Source organism: Neorhizobium sp. DAR64862/K0K3 (assembly GCF_050500185.1).
Lineage (GTDB): Bacteria > Pseudomonadota > Alphaproteobacteria > Rhizobiales > Rhizobiaceae > Neorhizobium > Neorhizobium soli.
Genome location: NZ_CP191449.1, coordinates 3,013,411 through 3,032,500, shown reverse-complemented (window position 1 = coordinate 3,032,500; position 19,090 = coordinate 3,013,411). Strand labels below are relative to the sequence as shown.

Genomic DNA, 19,090 nt, shown 5'->3' with positions numbered 1-19,090 from the left:
GGCGGTTCCAGGAAATAGCTCCACCGTATAGACCGTACCCGAAACCGACACAGGTGGTCAGGTAGAGCATACCAAGGCGCTTGAGAGAACTATGTTGAAGGAACTCGGCAAATTGCACGCGTAACTTCGGAAGAAGCGTGACCCCTTTTTACGCAAGTGGAAAGGGGTGGCACAGACCAGGGGGTAGCGACTGTTTATCAAAAACACAGGGCTCTGCGAAGTCGAAAGACGACGTATAGGGCCTGACGCCTGCCCGGTGCTGGAAGGTTAAAGGGAGAGGTGCAAGCTTTGAACTGAAGCCCCAGTAAACGGCGGCCGTAACTATAACGGTCCTAAGGTAGCGAAATTCCTTGTCGGGTAAGTTCCGACCTGCACGAATGGCGTAACGACTTCCCCGCTGTCTCCAACATAGACTCAGTGAAATTGAATTCCCCGTGAAGATGCGGGGTTCCTGCGGTTAGACGGAAAGACCCCGTGCACCTTTACTATAGCTTTACACTGGCATTCGTGTCGGCATGTGTAGGATAGGTGGTAGGCTTTGAAGCGGGGACGCCAGTTCTCGTGGAGCCATCCTTGAAATACCACCCTTATCGTCATGGATGTCTAACCGCGGTCCGTTATCCGGATCCGGGACAGTGTATGGTGGGTAGTTTGACTGGGGCGGTCGCCTCCGAAAGAGTAACGGAGGCGCGCGATGGTGGGCTCAGACCGGTCGGAAATCGGTCGTCGAGTGCAATGGCATAAGCCCGCCTGACTGCGAGACTGACAAGTCGAGCAGAGACGAAAGTCGGTCATAGTGATCCGGTGGTCCCGCGTGGAAGGGCCATCGCTCAACGGATAAAAGGTACGCCGGGGATAACAGGCTGATGACCCCCAAGAGTCCATATCGACGGGGTTGTTTGGCACCTCGATGTCGGCTCATCGCATCCTGGGGCTGGAGCAGGTCCCAAGGGTTTGGCTGTTCGCCAATTAAAGCGGTACGTGAGCTGGGTTCAGAACGTCGTGAGACAGTTCGGTCCCTATCTGCCGTGGGTGTAGGAATATTGACAGGATCTGTCCCTAGTACGAGAGGACCGGGATGGACATATCTCTGGTGGACCTGTTGTCGTGCCAACGGCATAGCAGGGTAGCTATATATGGAAGGGATAACCGCTGAAGGCATCTAAGCGGGAAACCCACCTGAAAACGAGTATTCCCTATCAGGGCCGTGGAAGACGACCACGTTGATAGGAGGCGTGTGGACGTGCAGTAATGCATGAAGCTTAGCCTTACTAATAGCCCGATTGGCTTCATCGTTCTCATTGACTATGCTCATCAAGGTGCTGCGCACCTCGATGATGACATCTGTTTTGTCCTGACGCGTGAAAAACGCTCCGGACGGGCCGTGACACTGGTCACGACGGCCTCTGGCCTTGCGGAGCTGCGCTCCGACAAACCAGACGGCAAACAAGACGTGTTCAACTAAGACAAATGGGGGTTCGCCTCCGCCAGCTTCTCGACATAACGTTGCAATGGTCGCCCATTGCCACGCATACATTGCCCTTAATCGACCTGGTGGTCATTGCGGGGTGGCTGCACCCGTTCCCTTTCCGAACACGGCCGTGAAACACCCCTGCGCCAATGGTACTCCGTCTTAAGACGCGGGAGAGTAGGTCGCTGCCAGGTCTATTAAAGGCAATGCCATCCATAAGGATGGAACAAACAATCTTCTCATACACGAAAACAACCGGCCCCTGGCCAAACCAAGGGCCGCTCCCAAAGCGGCCTTTTGTCGTTGATGGGGTTGAAAACAATTACGGGATGTTCGGCTGAAGCCGTTGCGTCCCTTACAGGAGACAAATCCTAAGGGATTTGCTCCGGCACTACGCATCACAGCGTTGCTGTGACGCACCGCGAAATTTGGCAAAGCCAAATTCGCTTGGCGCGGGGTGGAGCAGCCCGGTAGCTCGTCAGGCTCATAACCTGAAGGCCGCAGGTTCAAATCCTGCCCCCGCAACCAAATCATCATTATCGAAAAACACCCGTAGCCATATGCTGCGGGTGTTTTGCGTTTGTAGCCTGACCGAACCGCATCGACGGCCGATACGCCGTGTCCGCCAAAGACGGATGGCGACAGATGGGATCGGTTTTGCTGGCCTTCTCCTCGGACAATCCTGACAGCTCTTCGAGCGACGCTCGAGTTGCTAGCCTCTGCCAAGGCATAAGACGTAGCCGCACGCCCGCAGGTTTCAGCGCTCAAATGAAACTGCGAGACCGCTTTTCCTTCCTTGAGGTTGCAGGTTTGCCGTTCGCTGCACTATCGTGAAAGCCGATTGCCTGATGGAGGTTATCGTCCAAGGGCGGCGGGCTGCCGAAAGGTTTGCCGCTGACCTACATTCCCTCCGAATATGATGACGTTTGGACCCGTAGGCGCTGAGGCCATGAAAGGCTGTCAGTGAAACAAAGGAATGACATGTCTGATTTCGATTTCTTTTCCGCAAGGCGCACGTCGACCATGTCGACCGGCGCGATGATTGCCACGTCACATCCGCTTGCCACGGCAGCCGGCCTGGAAGTCCTGCAGGATGGCGGCAATGCCGTCGACGCAGCCATTGCGGCAGTCTCTGTTCAATGCGTCGTCGATCCCCTGATGACCGGTATCGGTGGCGACTGCTTTGCGCTCTACGCACCTGCAGGCGGCACGGTGACGGCGCTGAACGGCTCGGGCCGTACGCCTGCCGCGGCCTCGGTGGCAGCACTCGCGAACCTCGGCTTGACCGGCGAAATTCCACAGAGCAGCCCGCATTCGGTCACCGTACCCGGCGCAATCTCCGCCTGGTGCCGTCTCCACACCGACCATGGAACGCTGCCGCTTGAGCGGCTGTTCATGCGCGCCATTGGATACGCACGAGCAGGCTTTCCCGTGACGCCGCGCGTTGCGATGGACTGGAAGGGCAACGAGACTGTCATCGCCGGCGACAGCCACGCCGCTGCGGTGTTTCTGCCCGAAGGCAAGGCGCCAGGCGTCGGCGCTGTCATCCGCCAGCCGCTTCTGGCAGACCGACTCGAAGAGATCGCCGCTGGTGGTGCTGCCGCCTTCTACGAAGGGAAAACGGCGCAAAAGATGGTTTCCCATCTGCAGTCGCTCGGCGGCCTGCACACGCTGGAGGATTTCGCAGCCGGCAAGGACGGCGCGAACTGGGTCGATCCGGTCAGCGCCAGCTACAAGGGTTTCGACGTCCATGAATGCCCGCCGAACGGACAGGGGCTGGCGGCCCTTCTGATCCTCAAGATCGTCGAAGGCTTCGATCTCGCCGCCATGGGCGAGGCGGATCGGATCCATGTGCAGGCCGAGGCGACCAAGATCGCCTATCATCACCGCGACGCCCTGATTGCCGACCCCGATCATTGCGAAGGCGTTGCGGAACGGCTGCTGTCCGATGAAGTCGTTGCGACGCTCCGCAGCCGGATCGATATGAAGAAGGCACTGCCGCCGGTTCTGTGGGACGAGCCCGAGCACAAGGACACGATCTATCTCTGCGTCGTCGATACGCAGGGCAACGCCATTTCCTTTATCAACTCGATCTTCCACCCCTTCGGCTCGACGCGTCTCGACCCGGAAACCGGCGTGCTGTTCCACAGCCGCGGCGCGTCTTTCCGGCTGATCGAGGGGCATCCGAACGCGATCGGCCCATCCAAGCGCCCGATGCACACGATCATTCCCGGCATGGTGACGCAGGATGGCAAAACGGTGATGCCGTTTGGCGTGATGGGCGGCCATTACCAGGCAGCGGGTCATGCGGCCTTCCTGTCGGGCGTGATCGACAGAGGTCTCGATTTGCAGGCGGCCATGGACGTGCCGCGCAGTTTCGGCTTCGGCGGCGTGCTGGAACTCGAGCCCACCGTCAGCCCGGCGGTGCGGGCAGATCTTGAAGCGAGAGGCCATGTGCTGAAGATCGTCACCAGCCCGATCGGAGGCAGTCAGGCCATTCGCATCCGCGACGGCCTGCTCGAGGGCGGGTCGGACAGCCGCAAGGACGGCATGGCGCTCGGCTTCTAGCCATGGCGGCGTTTTCCGTTACCGTCGTTCAGAAGTGCAAAAAGCCCGCCGAGTGCGGGCTTTTTGTCGTTCTAGCAAACAGAGGAACGCCCTAGCGCCACTGTTTCATTTCCGCGTCCACCAGCGCGCGCCATGCCTGGGAATCGATCAGAGCCTGCGGAAACAGGCCCGGGATCTCGAAAAACGGGGCCGAGGGCTGCTCGTCCGAACTCCTGGCGGCCGCGGAGAGAAGCTCGTCGTGGCGCGGATCGTTGCAGTCCTGTAGCCGGCAAACGGCCGCAAGCCAGACGCCGACGACGTGCGCATAGGCCGCCCCATCCTCGCCTTGGCCGAGAACCTCAACTGCGGGTCCGAAAATACGCTGCGGGATCTTCTGGCTCGTATCCATCGCGATCTGCGCGCAGCGATGCGCGATTGTCGGATTGGCAAAGCGTTGCAGAAGCTGCTGGATATAGGCCGAAAGGTCGATTCCCGGCACCGGGTCGAGCGTCTTGACCACGGTGTTGAGATGCCGCTCGACATCGTCAACATGGCGTTCGACCGTCATCACGTCACGGGTGCATTCCAGCCCGTCCAGCAGGCCCAGATGCGCAAGCAGCGTATGCGAACCGTTGAGAAGCCGCAGCTTCATTTTTTCATAGGGCTCGACATCGACGGCAAAGAGGGCGCCAGCGGCTTCCCATTGCGGTCGGCCGGAGACGAACTCGTCTTCGATCACCCATTGCAGGAAGGGCTCCGTATCGAGCGCCAGCGCGTCTCCGACGCCGAGCAGTCGGGATGCGCGCTGCCGGGTTTCTTCCGTGGCGGCAGGAACGATCCTGTCCACCATGCTCGAGGGAAATGCACCGTTCTCGGCAATCCATTCGGCAAGAGCCGGGTCGCGCCGGTTTGCCATGTCGAGCACCAGCCGCCGCAGGATCTTGCCATTGGACGGAAGATTGTCGCAGCAGAGCACTGTGAAAGGCGCGACATCCAGGTTGCGGCGAAGCGCCAGCCCTTCGACGATGAAACCGATCGGGCCGACCGGCGCCTGCGGGTTTTGAAGATCCGCGGCAACGGAGGGGTGATCGGGATCGAGGCCGCCTGTCGTCGGATGCAGCCCGTAGGCCTTTTCGGAGACGGTGAGTGTGACGATCCGGATGTCGGGGCTGGCGAGATAGGCCAGAACCTGATCGCGCTGGTCTGCAGCGCAGATCCAGTCGACGGTCGAACCGATCACCTCGGAACGGTCGCCCTCGGTGTCGCGCACGGTGATCGAGTACAGCCCGTCCTGTTCGGCAATCGCTTTGACCGGCTCCGGCGAGCGCAGATTGACCGCAACGATGCCCCAGGGGCCAAACTCCGCCTCGAGCGCCTTTTGCGTATAGACCGCCTGATGGGCGCGGTGAAAGGCACCGAGCCCGAAATGAACGATACCGGGGCGAAGTTTCGTGCGGTCGAATGTCGGACCGGTCACAGTTTCAGGCAACACCGCCGCGGGTGAAAGTCTCTGCAGTGTCATTCTCTTGCTCCAAATTCCGGATGGCTGAGCGCGCGCTCGATGCCGCGTAGTTCCGCCAGACCCTTCAGCCGGCCGATGGCTGGGTAGCCTGGCTGGGCGCCACGGGTGAGATCGTCGAGGATCTCCTGACCATGGTCCGGCCGGATGGCAATCCTGTGGTCTTCACGTCCTTCGCGATGACGCCGCTTTTCTTCCTTCAACAGGGCGGCGATGACCGCCACCATGTCGGTACCGCCTTCGAGATGCTCGTCTTCGAAGAAGGAGCAGGGCAAGGAGTCCTCATCGCGCGTCACATTGCGCAGATGGACGAAATGGATGCGGTCGGCAAAACGCTCGGCAATCCGGGGAAGGTCGTTGTCCGCACGCGCGCCAAGCGAACCCGAGCACAGCGTCACGCCATTGGCGCGGCTGTCGACCGCTTTGAGCATATGGGCGTAATCGTCTTCGGTCGAAAGGATCCGCGGCAGGCCAAGCAGCGGCCACGGCGGATCGTCCGGATGAGCGCAGATGTTGATCCCCACCTGCTCGGCGACAGGCACGACTTGCGAGAGGAAATCGACGAGGTTCGACTGGAGTTTTGCGCGGTCGATGCCGTGGTAGGTCCTCAGCTTCTCCAGAAGCTGGTCGAGCGAGTATCCGTCCGCTGATCCCGGCAGCCCCGCACCGATGTTGCGGCCGAGCGCTGCGATCCTGTCATCCGCGAGCTCGGAGAATCGCGTCGCCGCTTTGTCCTTCAGGGCGTCGGGATAATCGGACGCTGCATCCGGTCGCTTGAGGATATGAATATCGAAGGCGACGAAATCGGTAAGGTCGAAGCGCATCGCCTTCGCGCCGTGCCGGGTTTCCCAGCGCAGGTCGGTCCGGGTCCAGTCGAGGACCGGCATGAAATTATAGCAGACTGTGCGAATGCCGCTTTGCGAAAGGCGACGCAGGCTTTCCTGCCAGTTGGCAATATGGGTGCGCCAGTCGCCGGTCTGGGTCTTTATCTCTTCCGAGACAGGCACGCTTTCGACCACATCCCAGTAAAGACCTCCAGCCTTGATTTCCGCGTGTCGCTTCTCGATCTCGTCGGCCGGCCATACTGCCCCTGTCGGGATGTGGTGCAGGGCGCTGACAATGCCCTCCGCGCCGGCCTGCGCCGCATCTCTCACCGAAACCTTGTCGACCGGTCCGAACCATCGCCAGGTATGCTTCATTCTGTTCTTCCCGTTTCATGGTCGAAAAGTGCGATCTGCACCTTGCAGGCGACGGACCGGTCCGAAGCCTGTTCAAAGGCGCTCACCGCGTCCTTGAGTGGATAGGTATGCGAAAGGATTGGCCGCACATCGATGGCGCGCCGAGAAATCAGATCGACCGCTTCTGCAAACTCGCGATCGAAGCGCTGCGAACCGCGCCAGTTGATTTCCTTGCCGACCAGCATGTTGAGCGGGATCGTGACGTCTCCCGTCACGCCCACCTGAACAAGAGTTCCTCTCGGCTTCAGGGCTGCAAGAGCGGTGCGAAGCGCTGGGCCGGCGGCAGAGCAGTCGAAGGCCACATCGACCGTGCCTTTGCCTTCGAGATAGGGCGAAAGCGCTTCCGCGTTTTCGGCCACGTTGACCGTTTCGGTCGCTCCCATGGCGGGAGCCCGGGCAAGGGCTGCGTCGGCGAGATCGGTGACGATGATCTCGGCAGCACCTGCATACCGGGCCGCAGCGACGGTCAGAAGGCCGATCGGTCCAGCGCCGGTCACCAGCACGCGCTTGTTTTTGAGATCGCCGGCCTGGGAGCCTGCATGAAGGCAGACTGCGAGCGGTTCCGCGCAGGCGGCTTCCTCAGGCGAAACATCGGCCGACACGGGATGGCACTGGATTGCCGGCACCACGAGATGATCGCGGAACATGCCCTGTTCGTGCGGCAGGCGCATGGCGCTGCCCATGAACCGCATTTCGAGGCAGTGGATCGGCTGCCCAATGCCGCAATAATGGCAATGGCCGCAGGGTTGGGACGGATTGACGGCGACCAGGGTGCCGACGCTGAGACCGGAAACGCTGTCTCCGATCGCTTCGACGAAGCCGGATGCTTCGTGTCCGGAAATGATCGGTTCGCGCACGCGGATCGGGCCGAAGCCGCCGTCCTGGTAATAATGCAGGTCAGAGCCGCAAATGCCGCCCATCGCCATGCGCAGGAGCACTTCACCGGGTCGAGGAGCGCCATAACCCTCGCTCTCGACCTTGAGATCGCGTTTGCCATGCAGGCGGACGACGCGGGTAAGCATGGGGATAGCCTCGTTTCGTGCGTTTCGATCGGTCATTCCGCGCCGGGCCGGCCGGCGCGGAATGGGTGTCGGTATCAGCGGATCAGGCCCATTTCCGTTGGCAGCCACAGCGTGATTGCCGGCACGAAGGTGATCAGCACCAGTGCGAGCAGCAGCGGCACCAGCCACGGAAGGATTGCCATCGTGGTGCGCTCGACAGAAAGCTTCGCGACGCGGGACAATACGAACAGCACCATGCCGAGCGGTGGATGCAAGAGGCCAATCATCAGGTTCAGCGTCATGATCAGGCCGAAATGCACCGGATCGATGTCGAACTGCAAGACGATCGGCAGCAGGATCGGCACCAGGATGGTGATGGCGGCGATCGTATCGAGGAAGCAGCCGACGAACAGCATCAGAAGATTGACGAGGATCAGGAACACCCACTTGCTGTCGGTCAGGCTGGTGATCGCCGTCGACAGAAGCTGCGCCGTCTGGCTGACCGTCAAAAGCCATGCAAAGACCGAGGCCGCGGCCACGATGAACAGCACGGATGCCGTGGTTTCGATCGTGTCGAAGGTTGCCTTGGCAAGCGATTTGAAGGTCATGGTGCGATAGCGCACGAGGCCGAGGAACAGCGACCACAGCACGGCGGCAACGGCTGCCTCCGTCGGCGTGAACCAACCCATCGTCATGCCGCCGATCAGGATGACCGGGGTCATCAGCGCCATGACGGCGGAGAAGTCGAAATACCAGTCGCAGGCGAGAAGCACGACGAGCGCGATCAGGATCGACAGGTTGAGCGACAGTCCCATCAGCGTCAGCAGATAGATACCAAGCGGCACCATGGCCACAACAAGGACTTCCGTCGATGCGCTGAGGATATTCCTCCAGCTGAACGGCGTATCGGAACCCCAGCGTTTCACATAGGCGAAGATGGCAACGGTCAGCATCATCAGCACCGTCATGACGACGCCCGGCACGATGCCGGCCATGAACAGCGCGCCGATCGAAACGTTGGCCATCATCCCGTAGATCACGAAAGGCAGCGATGGCGGGAAGATAGGACCAAGCGTTGCCGATGCCGCGGTGACGCCGACGGCGGCCTCAATTGGATAGCCGTGGTCCTTCATCGCCTTGATCTCGATCGTGCCGATACCGGCAGCGTCGGCAAGCGCCGTTCCGGACATACCGGAAAAGATGACCGAACCGATGATGTTGACCTGCGCGAGGCCCCCCTTCATCCAGCCGACCAGCGCGACTGCGAAAGAGTAGATGCGGCCGGTCACCCCGGCGCTGTTCATCAGATTGCCGGCCAGAATGAAGAAGGGAACGGCCAGAAGCGGAAAGCTCTCGACACCGGCAATCAGCCGCTGCGCGACGATGATGTCAGGCGCAACATTGTAAAAGACGATGTAAAGGACCGACGAGGTTGCCATGGAGATGGCGACCGGCAAGCCCAGCACCATCAGGAGAAGAAACGAACCGATAAGCAGCAGCATGAAATCAATCCTCGGCGTTCTGGAATTCTTCGGGGCGCTCGAGCACCGAATAACCGCGGCGCATGTTGGCGACGAAAACCTGGATGGAGCGCAGCAGCATCAGCACGAAGGCAACCAGCACGCTGTAGAAGACGATGTTGCGGGGCAGGTTTACGGTGACCATCTCCTCGCCCTCGACGATCTCCATATATCGCCACATCAGCCATGATCCGTAGGCAAAGAAACCGACCCGGATAATGTCGACCAACGTCGCCATGATGCGCGTCACATGCGGCGGCAGGTAGTGATAGAGAACGTCCACCTGAATGTGGCGCGACATGCGCACGCACATGACGGCACCGAGGAAAACCACGCCGATCAGGCAATTGACGGCGATTTCCTCTGTCCAGGCATAGCTGTCGTTGAGGACGTAACGGGTAAAGAACTGCAGGAAGACGCAGCCCGTCATCACCCAGAACAGGGCAAGCGTGACCCAGTCCTCGAAGGCATAGATTTTAAGGTCCACATCGACGGGCGCTTCGTCGAATGTATGGGCGAGCTCCTCAGGGGTCACCTGAGTGTGGATTTCCGGGGATGTCGACATGGATCCGATCCAGTTTCACGAAGGGAAGGCGCGGCTCTTGCGAGCCGCGCGAACGTTGGCGTGATCCGCGTTACTTGATGGCGCGGATGGCTTCCCAATCGGATTTCGCGTAGCCGAACTCTTCGAAGGTCACCTTCTCGAGCACCGTCTTTTCGAAGTCGGCCTTGTCGACTTCAACAACGTTGAGGCCGCGCTTCTTGAAGTCCTCGACGAGCGCCTTTTCGCGTTCCTCGATGATCTTGGTGGTGCGGGTTGCAGCTTCCTGCGTCACTTCCGTGAAGATCTTCTTGTCTGCGTCCGACAGGCTTGCCCAGCGGCTCTTGGAAATGACCGTGTTGAGATGGTCGACGATGTGACCGGACAGAACGATGTTCTTCTGGACTTCAAAGAACTTCTTCGCCTCGATCGTGGTCAGCGGATTTTCCTGGGCGTCGACCGTGCCGTTCTGCAAGGCGAGATAGACTTCCGCAAAGGCGATCGGCGTGGTGTTGGCGCCGCAGGCCCGTGGCATGGCAAGGTATGCCGGAACGTCCGGAACGCGCATCTTGACGCCCTTGAGGTCGGCGCATTTTTCGATCGGCTTGTTGGATGTCGTATGGCGCGTGCCGTAATAGCTGACCGCGGTGATGACGTTGCCGGTCTTGTCTTCATAGCCCTTGGAGAGACGCTTGAAGACGTCGCTCTTCACATAGGCGATCAGGTGCGCCGGATCGCGAAAGATGTACGGGAAGTAGGTCACGCCGATCGGCTTGTAATCGCGGGCCGCGAAGCTGGAGCCGGAAATGATCATGTCGACCGTTCCGAGCTTCAGACCTTGGTTGATGTCGGCTTCCTTGCCGAGCTGCGACGCGGGGAAGACGTCGATCTTGTAGCGACCTTCGGTCCGCTTGGCGATTTCGCCTGCAGCCCATACGGATTCCGTATGGAACGGCTCCGAGGTCTCATAGACATGCGCCCACTTGAGCGCTGTCTGCGCCTGTGCGCCGATTGCCGACGCCATGACGACGGCGGCGGCACCTAAAATAGTGTTAAACTTCAACATAACTTTCTCCTCCCGAATTGAAATCTCAAACTATCGTCTCGATCCGCCGCCTCCTCGCGGTCGTATCAGTCGTTCCTCGTCGGCTCCTCTCCGAAGCTTTCCGAGAATCTCTTCTGCGACAGCGTCAAATGCTGCCGCATGGCCTCGCGCGCATCGGCGGGGTTGCCCGCAGCAAGCGCGTCGCGAATGATCTTGTGTTCTTCGAGTGCTGCCTTCCAGGTGTGCGGGCCTTCGAAATAGCTGGCCAGCTTGGTGAAATACGGCGACAGCCGCTTGTCGTAGATCAGGCCGGTAAAGCGGTTGAGCGCCGAATTGCCGATCATGTCCGCAATCGTTGTATGAAACGCCCGGTCCAGCGCCAGCGCCTGGTGCGAATCGTCGAGCGAACCCTCCATCTCCGCAAGGATCGAATTGAGCTTGGCGATGCTCTCGCTGTCCGCCTTGCGGGCTGCCTCCTCGGCAATAGCGCTCTCGATCAGGCAGCGCGCCTGCAGGATTTCAAAAGGACCATCGCTGTCATCGGCGGCAAGAATTTCCGGCTGCCGGTTTGATCTGGCGCGCACATAGACGCCGGATCCCATCCGGATCTGGATCAGACCCTCGACTTCGAGCACGATCAGGGCTTCGCGAATGGTGGGGCGGGACACGCCAAGGCGCTCGGCAAGCTCACGCTCGGCCGGCAGCCGCTCACCTGGCCGGACTTCTCCGGCTTCGATCAGCGTACGAAGCTGTTCCGCGGCCTGCCTGTAAAGGCGGCGCGGCTCAAGGGCGACGAACATGGTGTCCTCCACGCATCCTCCCGACGCGCAATGCGGTCAGATTGTCTTACCAATTTTGGGAAGTCAAGTGCCATCAACCTGTGACTGTGCCGGCATCTCCAAAACCGGCAGTTGCGCCCCGTAGCGACCCGCAAGTACTTCGAAAGCGGCGTGTGTCGCCGGATCGAGCGTGACGCCGGATGCTTCTCGATCCGCCGCAACCACCCATTCCCGGTCGCCTGGCGCCATGACGCGGCAGTCGGCACGGGCCGGAGAACTTCGCAACGCGTCCAAATAGCGTGTCATGCCCGCATCGAACGTCTCCCGATCGCCGAACGCCTCCGGCAGGATCGCAAAGACAAAGGCTCCGAGACCACGCGGCGTCGAAAAATCGGGACCGCCCATCGGGGCGAGGTCGAAACTCAGGCTCATGCCGGTCACGACAGCGCTGAGGATTTCCGCAAGCCCGGCAAGACCCGCGCCCTTGAAGCCAAATTCGGCGCCGAGCGGCGCCAGCATGTCGGCCTTGTTCGCATCGAGCGTGTCGATGCCCGAAACATCTGACGCGACCGACTGCGGCAGGGTCGTGCCCATGCTGCGGTAGAGCAGCACGCGGTTATAGGGAATGGCGCTGGTTGCCATGTCCAGCAACCACGGATCTTGCCCTTCCACCGGCACGCCGACGGCGATCGGGTTGGTGCCGTGGAAGCGCGATGCGCCCTCATGCAGGCGCACGAAACTGTCGGAATTGCAAAAGGTGAAGCCAATCACGCCCTGGCGGGCCGCCTCCAGCGCATAGGCGCCGGCCGGGCCGAAATGCGAACTGTTGCGGATCGCCACAGCGCCGATGCCGAACTGACGCGCGAGCGCGATTGCGCGGTCCATCGCCGTATAGGTCGCAAGTGCGCCATGCGCGTGATCCGCGTCCAGCGTCTCCACCGCTCCGAAACCGCCGACGGGTTTAAGCTTCGGCGCCTTGTTGAGGCGACCGCCTTCAAGCGCGGTCACATAATGGTCGAGAAGACGCACGCCGTGACTGTCCACGCCATGGCGGGTTCCATGCATCATCGCCCGCGTTGCAGCGTCTGCCGTCGCAGCGTCGGCGCCGCAAGCCAGAAGGACCTCGCGGCAGAAGCGATCGAGCTCCACAAGCGAAACGCACGCTCTGTCATTCCCAGTCGGCATGTCAGGACATCCTCCACAATGTCTTTTGTCTACACTAGACATCCGATTTGGAAGATGCAATCCATGCACGGCGATTTCGATCGATTGCGTTTCATGTCCTGGAGAGCCGAATGGCTGGCCCGTCCCCGAGGCTTCATCAACGCGTATGCGAGATACTGGCATCCGAGATCGCCTCCGGTGCGCTGTCTGCCGGCGCGTATCTGACCGAAACCAGCCTTGCCGACCGCTTCGGCATCAGCCGGGCGCCAGCGCGCCATGCCTTGGGCGAGCTTGAACTGCGAGGCCTGATGCAGCGCGTCCCTGGCAGGGGATACCAGATCCTGTCCTCGGAAAGCGGCACCGCGCCCGCCGCCCCGTCGAGCCATCCTGCGGGCTCCGACGAGAAGATCCATTTCCTGTCGAGCTGGGAACTGATCTACCGCCAGATCGAGATCGAGATCGTTTCCCGCACCTCGCTCGCCAGCTGGCGCATCAACGAAGCAGCGCTTGCCGCAGCCCACGGCGTCAGCCGAACCGTTGCGCGGGACGTGATGGCCAGGCTGCAGCAACGCGGCGTGGTGCTGAAGGACGATGCCGGCCGCTGGCTGGCGCCGGGCCTGACGCCTGTCCATATCGGCCAGCTCTACGAGCTGCGCTGGGTGCTGGAACCGCTGGCACTCGCGCAGGCATTTCCGCATTTGCCCGATGGCTACGTGACCGGATGCATCGAGTTCGTCGAGCAGGCAATCGCCGCCGCCGAGACCGTTACCGGCGACATGCTCGACCGCGTCGAACATCAGCTGCATTCGGAGCTTCTCGGATATTGCGACAACCGCGCGCTGATGCAGGCGATCAGCCTGCCGCAGGCGATCCTGGTCGCCCACCATTTTCTCTATCAGCCGAAGACCACCGGCTATGACGGCGAGCCATTCCTGCTGGAGCATCTGGACGTGCTTTCGCCGCTCGCTTCCGGCGATATCGGCGCCGCATGCGATGCGCTGGAGAGGCATTTGCGGATCTCACGCGACCGCGCAATCGCCCGCATTGGGGCTGCCGCATCGCGAAACATCGCCCTGCCTGACCTGCCTTATCTGGAGCGGCAGGGGCACGTCAAAACAGACTGATGTCTACCACCGGGAGGAGGAGCCCAAGAATGAAGATCAAATCCGTACAGCCATTCATCCTGCATCTGCCGCTGACCTCGGACTCGATTTCCGACAGCACCCACAGCATCACCCATTGGGGTGTCGTCGGCACCGTGATCGAAACCACCGACGGGTTGAAGGGATACGGCTTTACCGGCACCCATGCCCATATCGCCTCCGACCGGCTGATCACGTCCTGTATAAGGGATTGCTACGCGCCGCTGCTGATCGGCGAGGATGCCAACGAACATCAGCGTCTATGGACCAAGCTGGCACGCTATCCGTCCCTGCAATGGGTCGGCCGCGCCGGGATCACTCATCTGGCACTCGCTGCCGTCGACGTGGCGCTCTGGGACCTCAAGGCGAAGAAGGCCGGTGTGCCGCTCTGGAGCCTGCTCGGCGGGGCAAGAACCGATCGTCTCGAGGCGTATAATACCGATATCGGCTGGCTGTCGTTTTCGCTGGAGGACCTGCTGGCCGGGTCGGCGCGCGCCGTGGAGGAGGAAGGCTTCACCCGGATCAAGCTCAAGGTCGGCCATGACGATCCCAATATCGATGTGCGCCGGCTGGAAGCGGTGCGCAAGCGGCTGGGTGCAGACGTCCGGATCGCCATCGATGGCAATGGCAAGTGGGATCTCCCGACCTGCCAGCGGTTTTGCGAGCGGGCCCGCGATCTCGACATCTACTGGTTCGAGGAGCCGCTCTGGTACGACGATATCGCCGGCCACGCGGCGCTTGCGAGAAGCAGCACGATCCCGATCGCGCTCGGCGAGCAGCTCTATACCGTCGATGCTTTCCGGGCGTTTATCGCAGCCGGTGCCGTGTCCTATGTTCAGCCTGACGTCACGCGCCTTGGTGGCGTCACCGAATATATCCAGGTTGCGGATCTGGCACTGGCCCACCGGCTGCCGGTCGTGCCGCATGCAGGGGAGATGAGCCAGGTTCACGTCCATCTCAGCTACTGGCATCCCGCCTCGACGATCCTTGAATACATTCCTTGGATCAAGGATCACTTCGAGGAACCGTCCAATGTCGATGGCGGCATTTACCGCCGGCCGCAGCAGCCAGGCGCCAGCACGACGGTGCTGAAGGAAAGCTTCGAGCGATACGGCAAGAGCCTCAGCTGAATGCGAAAGGCCGCCGGCGACGTTCGCCAGCGGCCTTCTCTACAACGTCGACAAACGCCGTCAGATCTCGAAGATATTCTCGAACGATTCCGGAAAGTTCTGCCGCGCCAGCTTTTCGTTGATGATAAGCATCGCCTCATAGGAAAGCGGGTCGAACGTCTTGTCGGCAGGCAGCACTTCGCGCCCGAACAGAAGGCTCAGACGCGCAGCATCGAGATTGCCGCGCTCGAAGGGTTCGGTGCCAAAGTGATGCCATAGCGCATGCAGAAAGGCCCCGTCGATCTTGTGCTCTTTCGTGCCGGGACGTGCCCTGCGCGGCAGCGCCTTGATCGGCGTCACGCCTTTCGGATTGGCCCGGCGGATGGTGAACTGCACCCCCGTGCTTGGCATCCCGCCCGGAAAGCCTCGGTGTTTTGTCATTTCAGGCAGGTTTGCCATGTTCGTATCCTCAAGTCCTATGCGGCTGACCGGCTTTTAGCCGATCTTGTCTTGTGTCTTCGTATCGAAATCCGAAGCGTCGTGGCGCTCATGCAGCTGCTCGGATGGCTCGCCGGAAGTCCGGTTGACCATGCGGCCGCGCTTGACGCCAGGCCGTGCGAAAACCTCCGCCGTCCAGCGCTGCAGGTTCTCATAGCTCTTTACCTCGAGAAAATCACCTGCATCGCCGTAAACCTGGCCGAGCGCCAGCGTGCCGTACCAGGGGAAGATCGCCATGTCCGCAATCGTATACTCGTCGCCCGCCATATAACGGTTGTCGGCAAGATGCCGGTCGAGCACGTCGAGCTGGCGTTTCGTCTCCATCGCATAGCGATCGATCGCGTATTTGATCTTGATCGGCGCATAGGCATAGAAATGCCCGAACCCACCGCCGAGAAACGGTGCCGAGCCCATCTGCCAGAACAGCCAGTTCATCGTTTCCGTGCGGATGCGCAGATCGGTCGGCAGGAAGGCGCCGAACTTCTCCGCCAGATAGACGAGGATCGAGGCCGATTCGAACACGCGCAGCGGCTTGCCGCCATCCTTTGGCGCGTGGTCGCAAAGTGCGGGGATCTTTGAGTTCGGATTGATGTCGACAAAGCCGGATCCGAACTGATCGCCCTTGCCGATATTGATCATCCAGGCGTCGTATTCGGCCTGTGTGTGACCGGCTGCCAGAAGCTCTTCCAGCATGATCGTCACCTTGACGCCGTTTGGCGTGCCCAGCGAATAGAGCTGCAGCGGATGCTTTCCGACCGGCAGTTCCTTGTCCTGCGTCGGGCCGGCGATCGGGCGGTTGATACTGGCGAACTGGCCGCCATTGCCCTTTTCCCAGGTCCAGATCTTCGGCGGCTCGTAGCCGGCAGGAAAATTGTCGGCAGGAGTTTTCTCGGTCATCAGGGCGGTCCTTCCTGAAAAATTGCTCTTAAAATACGAACGATGCCTGCGATATAGGAAAAACGAGAAGAGATTTCCCGTTTTATAGCGCCATCGTATCGCGTTTTTTGGTGCTGGTCAGGATCTCTCTATGCTGCCCCGTGGTGTTCCGAACGAGCGGCAATGGTTAACCACGTACACGCAACTCCGCGGTCGGTTCTTGTTCAGTTAACCGTTGCACCGGCACTGTCCAGCTATTCGAGGACACCCGTGCCTGCTTCAGGCGGAGACGTGTCCCACAACAAACAGGGCGAACGGTTTTTCCAGCGACGAACTCAACGTTGCGGCGAAGCTGGAAAAGGTGGTGAACATGGCAGTCAGAGCGGTCGTATCGATAGAAGAGGGTGTTTCCGCAGACGCCTCGACGTTTGCCGCGCGGCTGGACGCTGCCCGTTCGCGCCTTGAGGAACGCTTCACCGAAGGCGGACGAGCGCTTCTTTCCATTCTCGACGTTCTCAACCGCTTGGTCGCCTCGCTCGATCAGGCAGTGAGCTCGCTCGACGAAGAAACGGCGAACGCATCCCTGTTCGAGCTCACCCAGACGGTCGCGCGGCTTTCGCAGCTGAGCGAAAACGAGAAAGGCCGACAGGTCCAGTTCACCCTCATTTCCGACGCCCAGGGGCAGCTGAAGGGCCATGCCGAGGACATGCAGGAAACCCTGCGCTATCTGCGCACCTTTGCAGTTACTGCAAAGATCACCGGCGCCGGAATTGCCGACTTTGCAGGATTTGCCGAGGAAATCCTGCAAAGGATTCAGGACGGCACCCGTCAGGTCAATGATTTCTCGGACAAGGTCCAGTATCTCGGCCAGGGACTGGGTTCCCTGATCACAAGAGGGAAGAGGATTGTAAGCTCCTACGAGGATGCCATCCCGCAGATCGCAGCGGGACTGTCGAACGGTGGTGAGGCGATTGCCTTCAATCGCAGATCGATGATCGAACAGGCTGCAAGCGTCCGGGCAATCGCGCGCGGCATCCAGACCAAGCTCGCCTCGACGCTGTCTGCCATGCAGATCGGCGACACAACCCGCCAGAGGATCGAGCATTGTCAGTCAACGCTCACGCTCCTCGACGATTTTCTGGCCTCACCGGACGCTACGCCGCTGACCGGTCCTCAGCGCGACAACCTGTCCGCTGTCATCCGGAGGCTTGTCTCCCATCAGCTCAGGCAGTCCATCGATCATTTCGAGCGTGACACGGCAAAGATCGTCGCAAGCGTGGCGAGTTTCCGTTCAGATCTCCAGAAGATCGATGCAATCCGGGAAACGATGGCAGAAGGCCAGGGCGGCGCCGCCGCCATGCGCCAGCTCGACACCGGCGTCGGCGTTGCGCGCGAAGCGGTTCGCCAGATCGAAGCCGTTGCCGGCGAGGCGACGGAACTCAGCCGGTCGACCGGCCAGACCGTAAGCGAGCTCGTCACCAGCATCGGCGTCGTGCAACTGGTCCGCACCGATATTCACTACATGGCCCTCAATACCAATCTGCGCTGCGGCAGGATCGGAGATCAGGGCAAGGCGATCAACGTGGTTGCCGCCGAACTGCGCAATTACGCGGGCGAACTGGATGGTGCCGCCGACAAGATCCTCGTTCATCTCAGAATGCTGGAAGAATCTGCGCAAAAGCTCAACGCCTGCGAAGATATCGGCGGCTCGCTCGATCTTCGGCTCGAACAGGCACTCGCCAATATCCGCGTTGTCGGCGATCGCATGGGGACCGAAATGTCGCTGCTTGGCGAACACAGCCGATCCGCCGTCGGCGAAATCGATGCCTCGCTTGCTCGGCTTGATTTCAAGGTTGAGCTTGGTGAGGTTTTGCGGGCCTGCGTGGAAGAGGGCGAAGCCTTCGCAAGCGCCCGGCCACTGGCCGCCATCGAGCCTGCCCTCATCGAACTCGGGGCTCGCATTTCCGCCCTTTACACAATGGGTTTGGAACGCGAACTGCACGCGAAGATCATGGGAACCACACCCCTTGGCGAAACGTCCCTCGTCTCGGTTGCCTGAGTGACGACACGCTGTTTTCAGGTGTCATCGGCATCGACGGCCTCCAAGTCAGACCGATTAAATACCCGCTGGACCTTGACCTTTCGCCGGGCCTTTGTCATGTGACCGCCTTCATTTGACGAAGCGCCCCATCGGGACGAGCCCCGGCGGCGTTATACGAAAGAAACAACATGACCAAGCCCACATCCTCGGCGCCGTCCCAGCGCATGCTTCGTGTTGGCGAACAGGTTCGCGCCGCCATCACCCAGGTCCTGCAGCGCGGCGAAGTGCGCGACGACCTACTCGAGAAAACCGTGATTTCCGTTTCGGAAGTACGCATGTCGACCGATCTGAAGGTTGCGACGGCCTATGTGACCCCCCTCGGCGTCGCCGACCATGACGGCGTGATCGCAGCGCTCAACCGGCATGCCAAGTACATCCGTGGTCGCATAGCCGGCCAGCTCCGATCGATGAAATACATGCCGGAAGTGCGCTTCCGCGATGATACCAGCTTCGACAACTACAAGAAGATCGACGAGCTGCTCCGGTCTCCCGAGGTCCAGCGCGACCTGAATAGCGACGAAAACAAAGACTAGAAATAA

The 19,090-nt window shown here is 60.6% G+C and carries 15 protein-coding genes, 1 tRNA gene and 2 rRNA genes (1 of these 18 cut by a window edge); 8 read left to right on the top strand and 10 right to left on the bottom strand.

Annotation, left to right across the window (positions count from 1 at the left end; genetic code table 11):
- The 4 genes from ACQY1L_RS14750 to ACQY1L_RS14735 all read left to right on the top strand — a co-directional run.
- Positions 1 to 1,296: ribosomal RNA gene (locus tag ACQY1L_RS14750) — 23S ribosomal RNA — on the top strand; it begins 1,669 nt to the left of the window's first position.
- A 254-nt stretch (positions 1,297 to 1,550) separates the two neighbouring features.
- A 5S ribosomal RNA gene (gene rrf, locus ACQY1L_RS14745) occupies positions 1,551 to 1,665 on the top strand.
- 257 nt (positions 1,666 to 1,922) lie between these two features.
- Positions 1,923 to 1,999, top strand: a tRNA-Met gene (locus tag ACQY1L_RS14740).
- Positions 2,000 to 2,452: 453 nt separating this feature from the next.
- On the top strand, positions 2,453 to 4,039 hold the full coding sequence (locus ACQY1L_RS14735) for a gamma-glutamyltransferase family protein (protein WP_430261878.1): 1,587 nt from the start codon (positions 2,453 to 2,455) through the stop codon (positions 4,037 to 4,039).
- Between the two features lie 91 nt (positions 4,040 to 4,130).
- Here ACQY1L_RS14735 and ACQY1L_RS14730 read toward each other — a convergent pair whose 3' ends face one another.
- The 8 genes from ACQY1L_RS14730 to ACQY1L_RS14695 all read right to left on the bottom strand — a co-directional run bounded on the left by ACQY1L_RS14730 (position 4,131) and on the right by ACQY1L_RS14695 (position 12,846).
- A complete protein-coding gene (locus tag ACQY1L_RS14730) occupies positions 4,131 to 5,540 on the bottom strand; it encodes a mannitol dehydrogenase family protein (protein ID WP_430241463.1) in 1,410 nt (469 codons plus the stop codon).
- Entirely contained in the window at positions 5,537 to 6,736 is a 1,200-nt protein-coding gene (uxuA, locus tag ACQY1L_RS14725; RefSeq protein ID WP_430241460.1) for a mannonate dehydratase, read from the bottom strand. The genes ACQY1L_RS14730 and uxuA overlap by 4 nt, the downstream gene beginning before the upstream one ends.
- Complete coding sequence (locus ACQY1L_RS14720; protein ID WP_430241458.1) at positions 6,733 to 7,797, bottom strand: L-idonate 5-dehydrogenase; 1,065 nt, start codon at positions 7,795 to 7,797, stop codon at positions 6,733 to 6,735. Before ACQY1L_RS14720 ends, uxuA begins: the two co-directional genes overlap by 4 nt.
- Before the next feature lie 74 nt (positions 7,798 to 7,871).
- Positions 7,872 to 9,278 carry a TRAP transporter large permease gene (locus ACQY1L_RS14715; RefSeq protein ID WP_113109244.1) on the bottom strand — a complete coding sequence of 469 codons (1,407 nt, stop codon included), beginning with the start codon at positions 9,276 to 9,278 and terminating at the stop codon, positions 7,872 to 7,874.
- Positions 9,279 to 9,282: 4 nt separating this feature from the next.
- The gene (locus tag ACQY1L_RS14710; protein ID WP_062454265.1) at positions 9,283 to 9,861 is read right to left on the bottom strand and encodes a TRAP transporter small permease; all 579 of its coding nucleotides are present in this window, start codon (positions 9,859 to 9,861) and stop codon (positions 9,283 to 9,285) included.
- Positions 9,862 to 9,931: 70 nt separating this feature from the next.
- Complete coding sequence (locus ACQY1L_RS14705; RefSeq protein WP_430241454.1) at positions 9,932 to 10,903, bottom strand: sialic acid TRAP transporter substrate-binding protein SiaP; 972 nt, start codon at positions 10,901 to 10,903, stop codon at positions 9,932 to 9,934.
- A 65-nt stretch (positions 10,904 to 10,968) separates the two neighbouring features.
- Positions 10,969 to 11,682: a FadR/GntR family transcriptional regulator gene (locus ACQY1L_RS14700; RefSeq protein WP_430241453.1), complete on the bottom strand. Its 714-nt coding sequence runs from the start codon at positions 11,680 to 11,682 to the stop codon at positions 10,969 to 10,971.
- A gap of 63 nt (positions 11,683 to 11,745) precedes the next feature.
- Positions 11,746 to 12,846, bottom strand: coding sequence for an Ldh family oxidoreductase (locus ACQY1L_RS14695; protein WP_430241451.1), 1,101 nt, complete (start codon positions 12,844 to 12,846; stop codon positions 11,746 to 11,748).
- A 110-nt stretch (positions 12,847 to 12,956) separates the two neighbouring features.
- Between ACQY1L_RS14695 and ACQY1L_RS14690 the strand changes: the two genes are divergently transcribed.
- On the top strand, positions 12,957 to 13,949 hold the full coding sequence (locus tag ACQY1L_RS14690; protein WP_184654314.1) for a GntR family transcriptional regulator: 993 nt from the start codon (positions 12,957 to 12,959) through the stop codon (positions 13,947 to 13,949).
- 29 nt (positions 13,950 to 13,978) lie between these two features.
- The gene (locus ACQY1L_RS14685; protein WP_430241449.1) at positions 13,979 to 15,097 is read left to right on the top strand and encodes a mandelate racemase/muconate lactonizing enzyme family protein; all 1,119 of its coding nucleotides are present in this window, start codon (positions 13,979 to 13,981) and stop codon (positions 15,095 to 15,097) included.
- 60 nt (positions 15,098 to 15,157) lie between these two features.
- Here the strand turns inward: ACQY1L_RS14685 and ACQY1L_RS14680 are convergent, their stop codons facing one another.
- Both ACQY1L_RS14680 and yghU read right to left on the bottom strand, forming a co-directional pair.
- Complete coding sequence (locus ACQY1L_RS14680) at positions 15,158 to 15,535, bottom strand: hypothetical protein (RefSeq protein ID WP_113165737.1); 378 nt, start codon at positions 15,533 to 15,535, stop codon at positions 15,158 to 15,160.
- Positions 15,536 to 15,571: 36 nt separating this feature from the next.
- Positions 15,572 to 16,471 (bottom strand): glutathione-dependent disulfide-bond oxidoreductase, encoded by a 900-nt coding sequence (gene yghU, locus ACQY1L_RS14675; RefSeq protein ID WP_113165738.1) that lies wholly within the window; start codon positions 16,469 to 16,471, stop codon positions 15,572 to 15,574.
- Between the two features lie 349 nt (positions 16,472 to 16,820).
- Here yghU and ACQY1L_RS14670 point away from each other — a divergent pair, with 349 nt between their 5' ends.
- Together ACQY1L_RS14670 and rbfA are read left to right on the top strand one after the other, a co-directional pair.
- Positions 16,821 to 18,509 (top strand): chemotaxis protein, encoded by a 1,689-nt coding sequence (locus tag ACQY1L_RS14670; protein ID WP_430241446.1) that lies wholly within the window; start codon positions 16,821 to 16,823, stop codon positions 18,507 to 18,509.
- 170 nt (positions 18,510 to 18,679) lie between these two features.
- Positions 18,680 to 19,084: a 30S ribosome-binding factor RbfA gene (gene rbfA / locus ACQY1L_RS14665; protein WP_430241444.1), complete on the top strand. Its 405-nt coding sequence runs from the start codon at positions 18,680 to 18,682 to the stop codon at positions 19,082 to 19,084.
- Positions 19,085 to 19,090 lie beyond the last annotated feature (6 nt).

Bases quoted from the DNA above. Each gene is read 5' to 3' on its own strand.
- ACQY1L_RS14735 (WP_430261878.1), top strand. From the start codon at position 2,453: ATGTCTGATTTCGATTTCTTTTCCGCAAGGCGCACGTCGACCATGTCG.
- ACQY1L_RS14730 (WP_430241463.1), bottom strand. From the start codon at position 5,540: ATGACACTGCAGAGACTTTCACCCGCGGCGGTGTTGCCTGAAACTGTG.
- uxuA (WP_430241460.1), bottom strand. From the start codon at position 6,736: ATGAAGCATACCTGGCGATGGTTCGGACCGGTCGACAAGGTTTCGGTG.
- ACQY1L_RS14720 (WP_430241458.1), bottom strand. From the start codon at position 7,797: ATGCTTACCCGCGTCGTCCGCCTGCATGGCAAACGCGATCTCAAGGTC.
- ACQY1L_RS14715 (WP_113109244.1), bottom strand. From the start codon at position 9,278: ATGCTGCTGCTTATCGGTTCGTTTCTTCTCCTGATGGTGCTGGGCTTG.
- ACQY1L_RS14710 (WP_062454265.1), bottom strand. From the start codon at position 9,861: ATGTCGACATCCCCGGAAATCCACACTCAGGTGACCCCTGAGGAGCTC.
- ACQY1L_RS14705 (WP_430241454.1), bottom strand. From the start codon at position 10,903: ATGTTGAAGTTTAACACTATTTTAGGTGCCGCCGCCGTCGTCATGGCG.
- ACQY1L_RS14700 (WP_430241453.1), bottom strand. From the start codon at position 11,682: ATGTTCGTCGCCCTTGAGCCGCGCCGCCTTTACAGGCAGGCCGCGGAA.
- ACQY1L_RS14695 (WP_430241451.1), bottom strand. From the start codon at position 12,846: ATGCCGACTGGGAATGACAGAGCGTGCGTTTCGCTTGTGGAGCTCGAT.
- ACQY1L_RS14690 (WP_184654314.1), top strand. From the start codon at position 12,957: ATGGCTGGCCCGTCCCCGAGGCTTCATCAACGCGTATGCGAGATACTG.
- ACQY1L_RS14685 (WP_430241449.1), top strand. From the start codon at position 13,979: ATGAAGATCAAATCCGTACAGCCATTCATCCTGCATCTGCCGCTGACC.
- ACQY1L_RS14680 (WP_113165737.1), bottom strand. From the start codon at position 15,535: ATGGCAAACCTGCCTGAAATGACAAAACACCGAGGCTTTCCGGGCGGG.
- yghU (WP_113165738.1), bottom strand. From the start codon at position 16,471: ATGACCGAGAAAACTCCTGCCGACAATTTTCCTGCCGGCTACGAGCCG.
- ACQY1L_RS14670 (WP_430241446.1), top strand. From the start codon at position 16,821: ATGGCAGTCAGAGCGGTCGTATCGATAGAAGAGGGTGTTTCCGCAGAC.
- rbfA (WP_430241444.1), top strand. From the start codon at position 18,680: ATGACCAAGCCCACATCCTCGGCGCCGTCCCAGCGCATGCTTCGTGTT.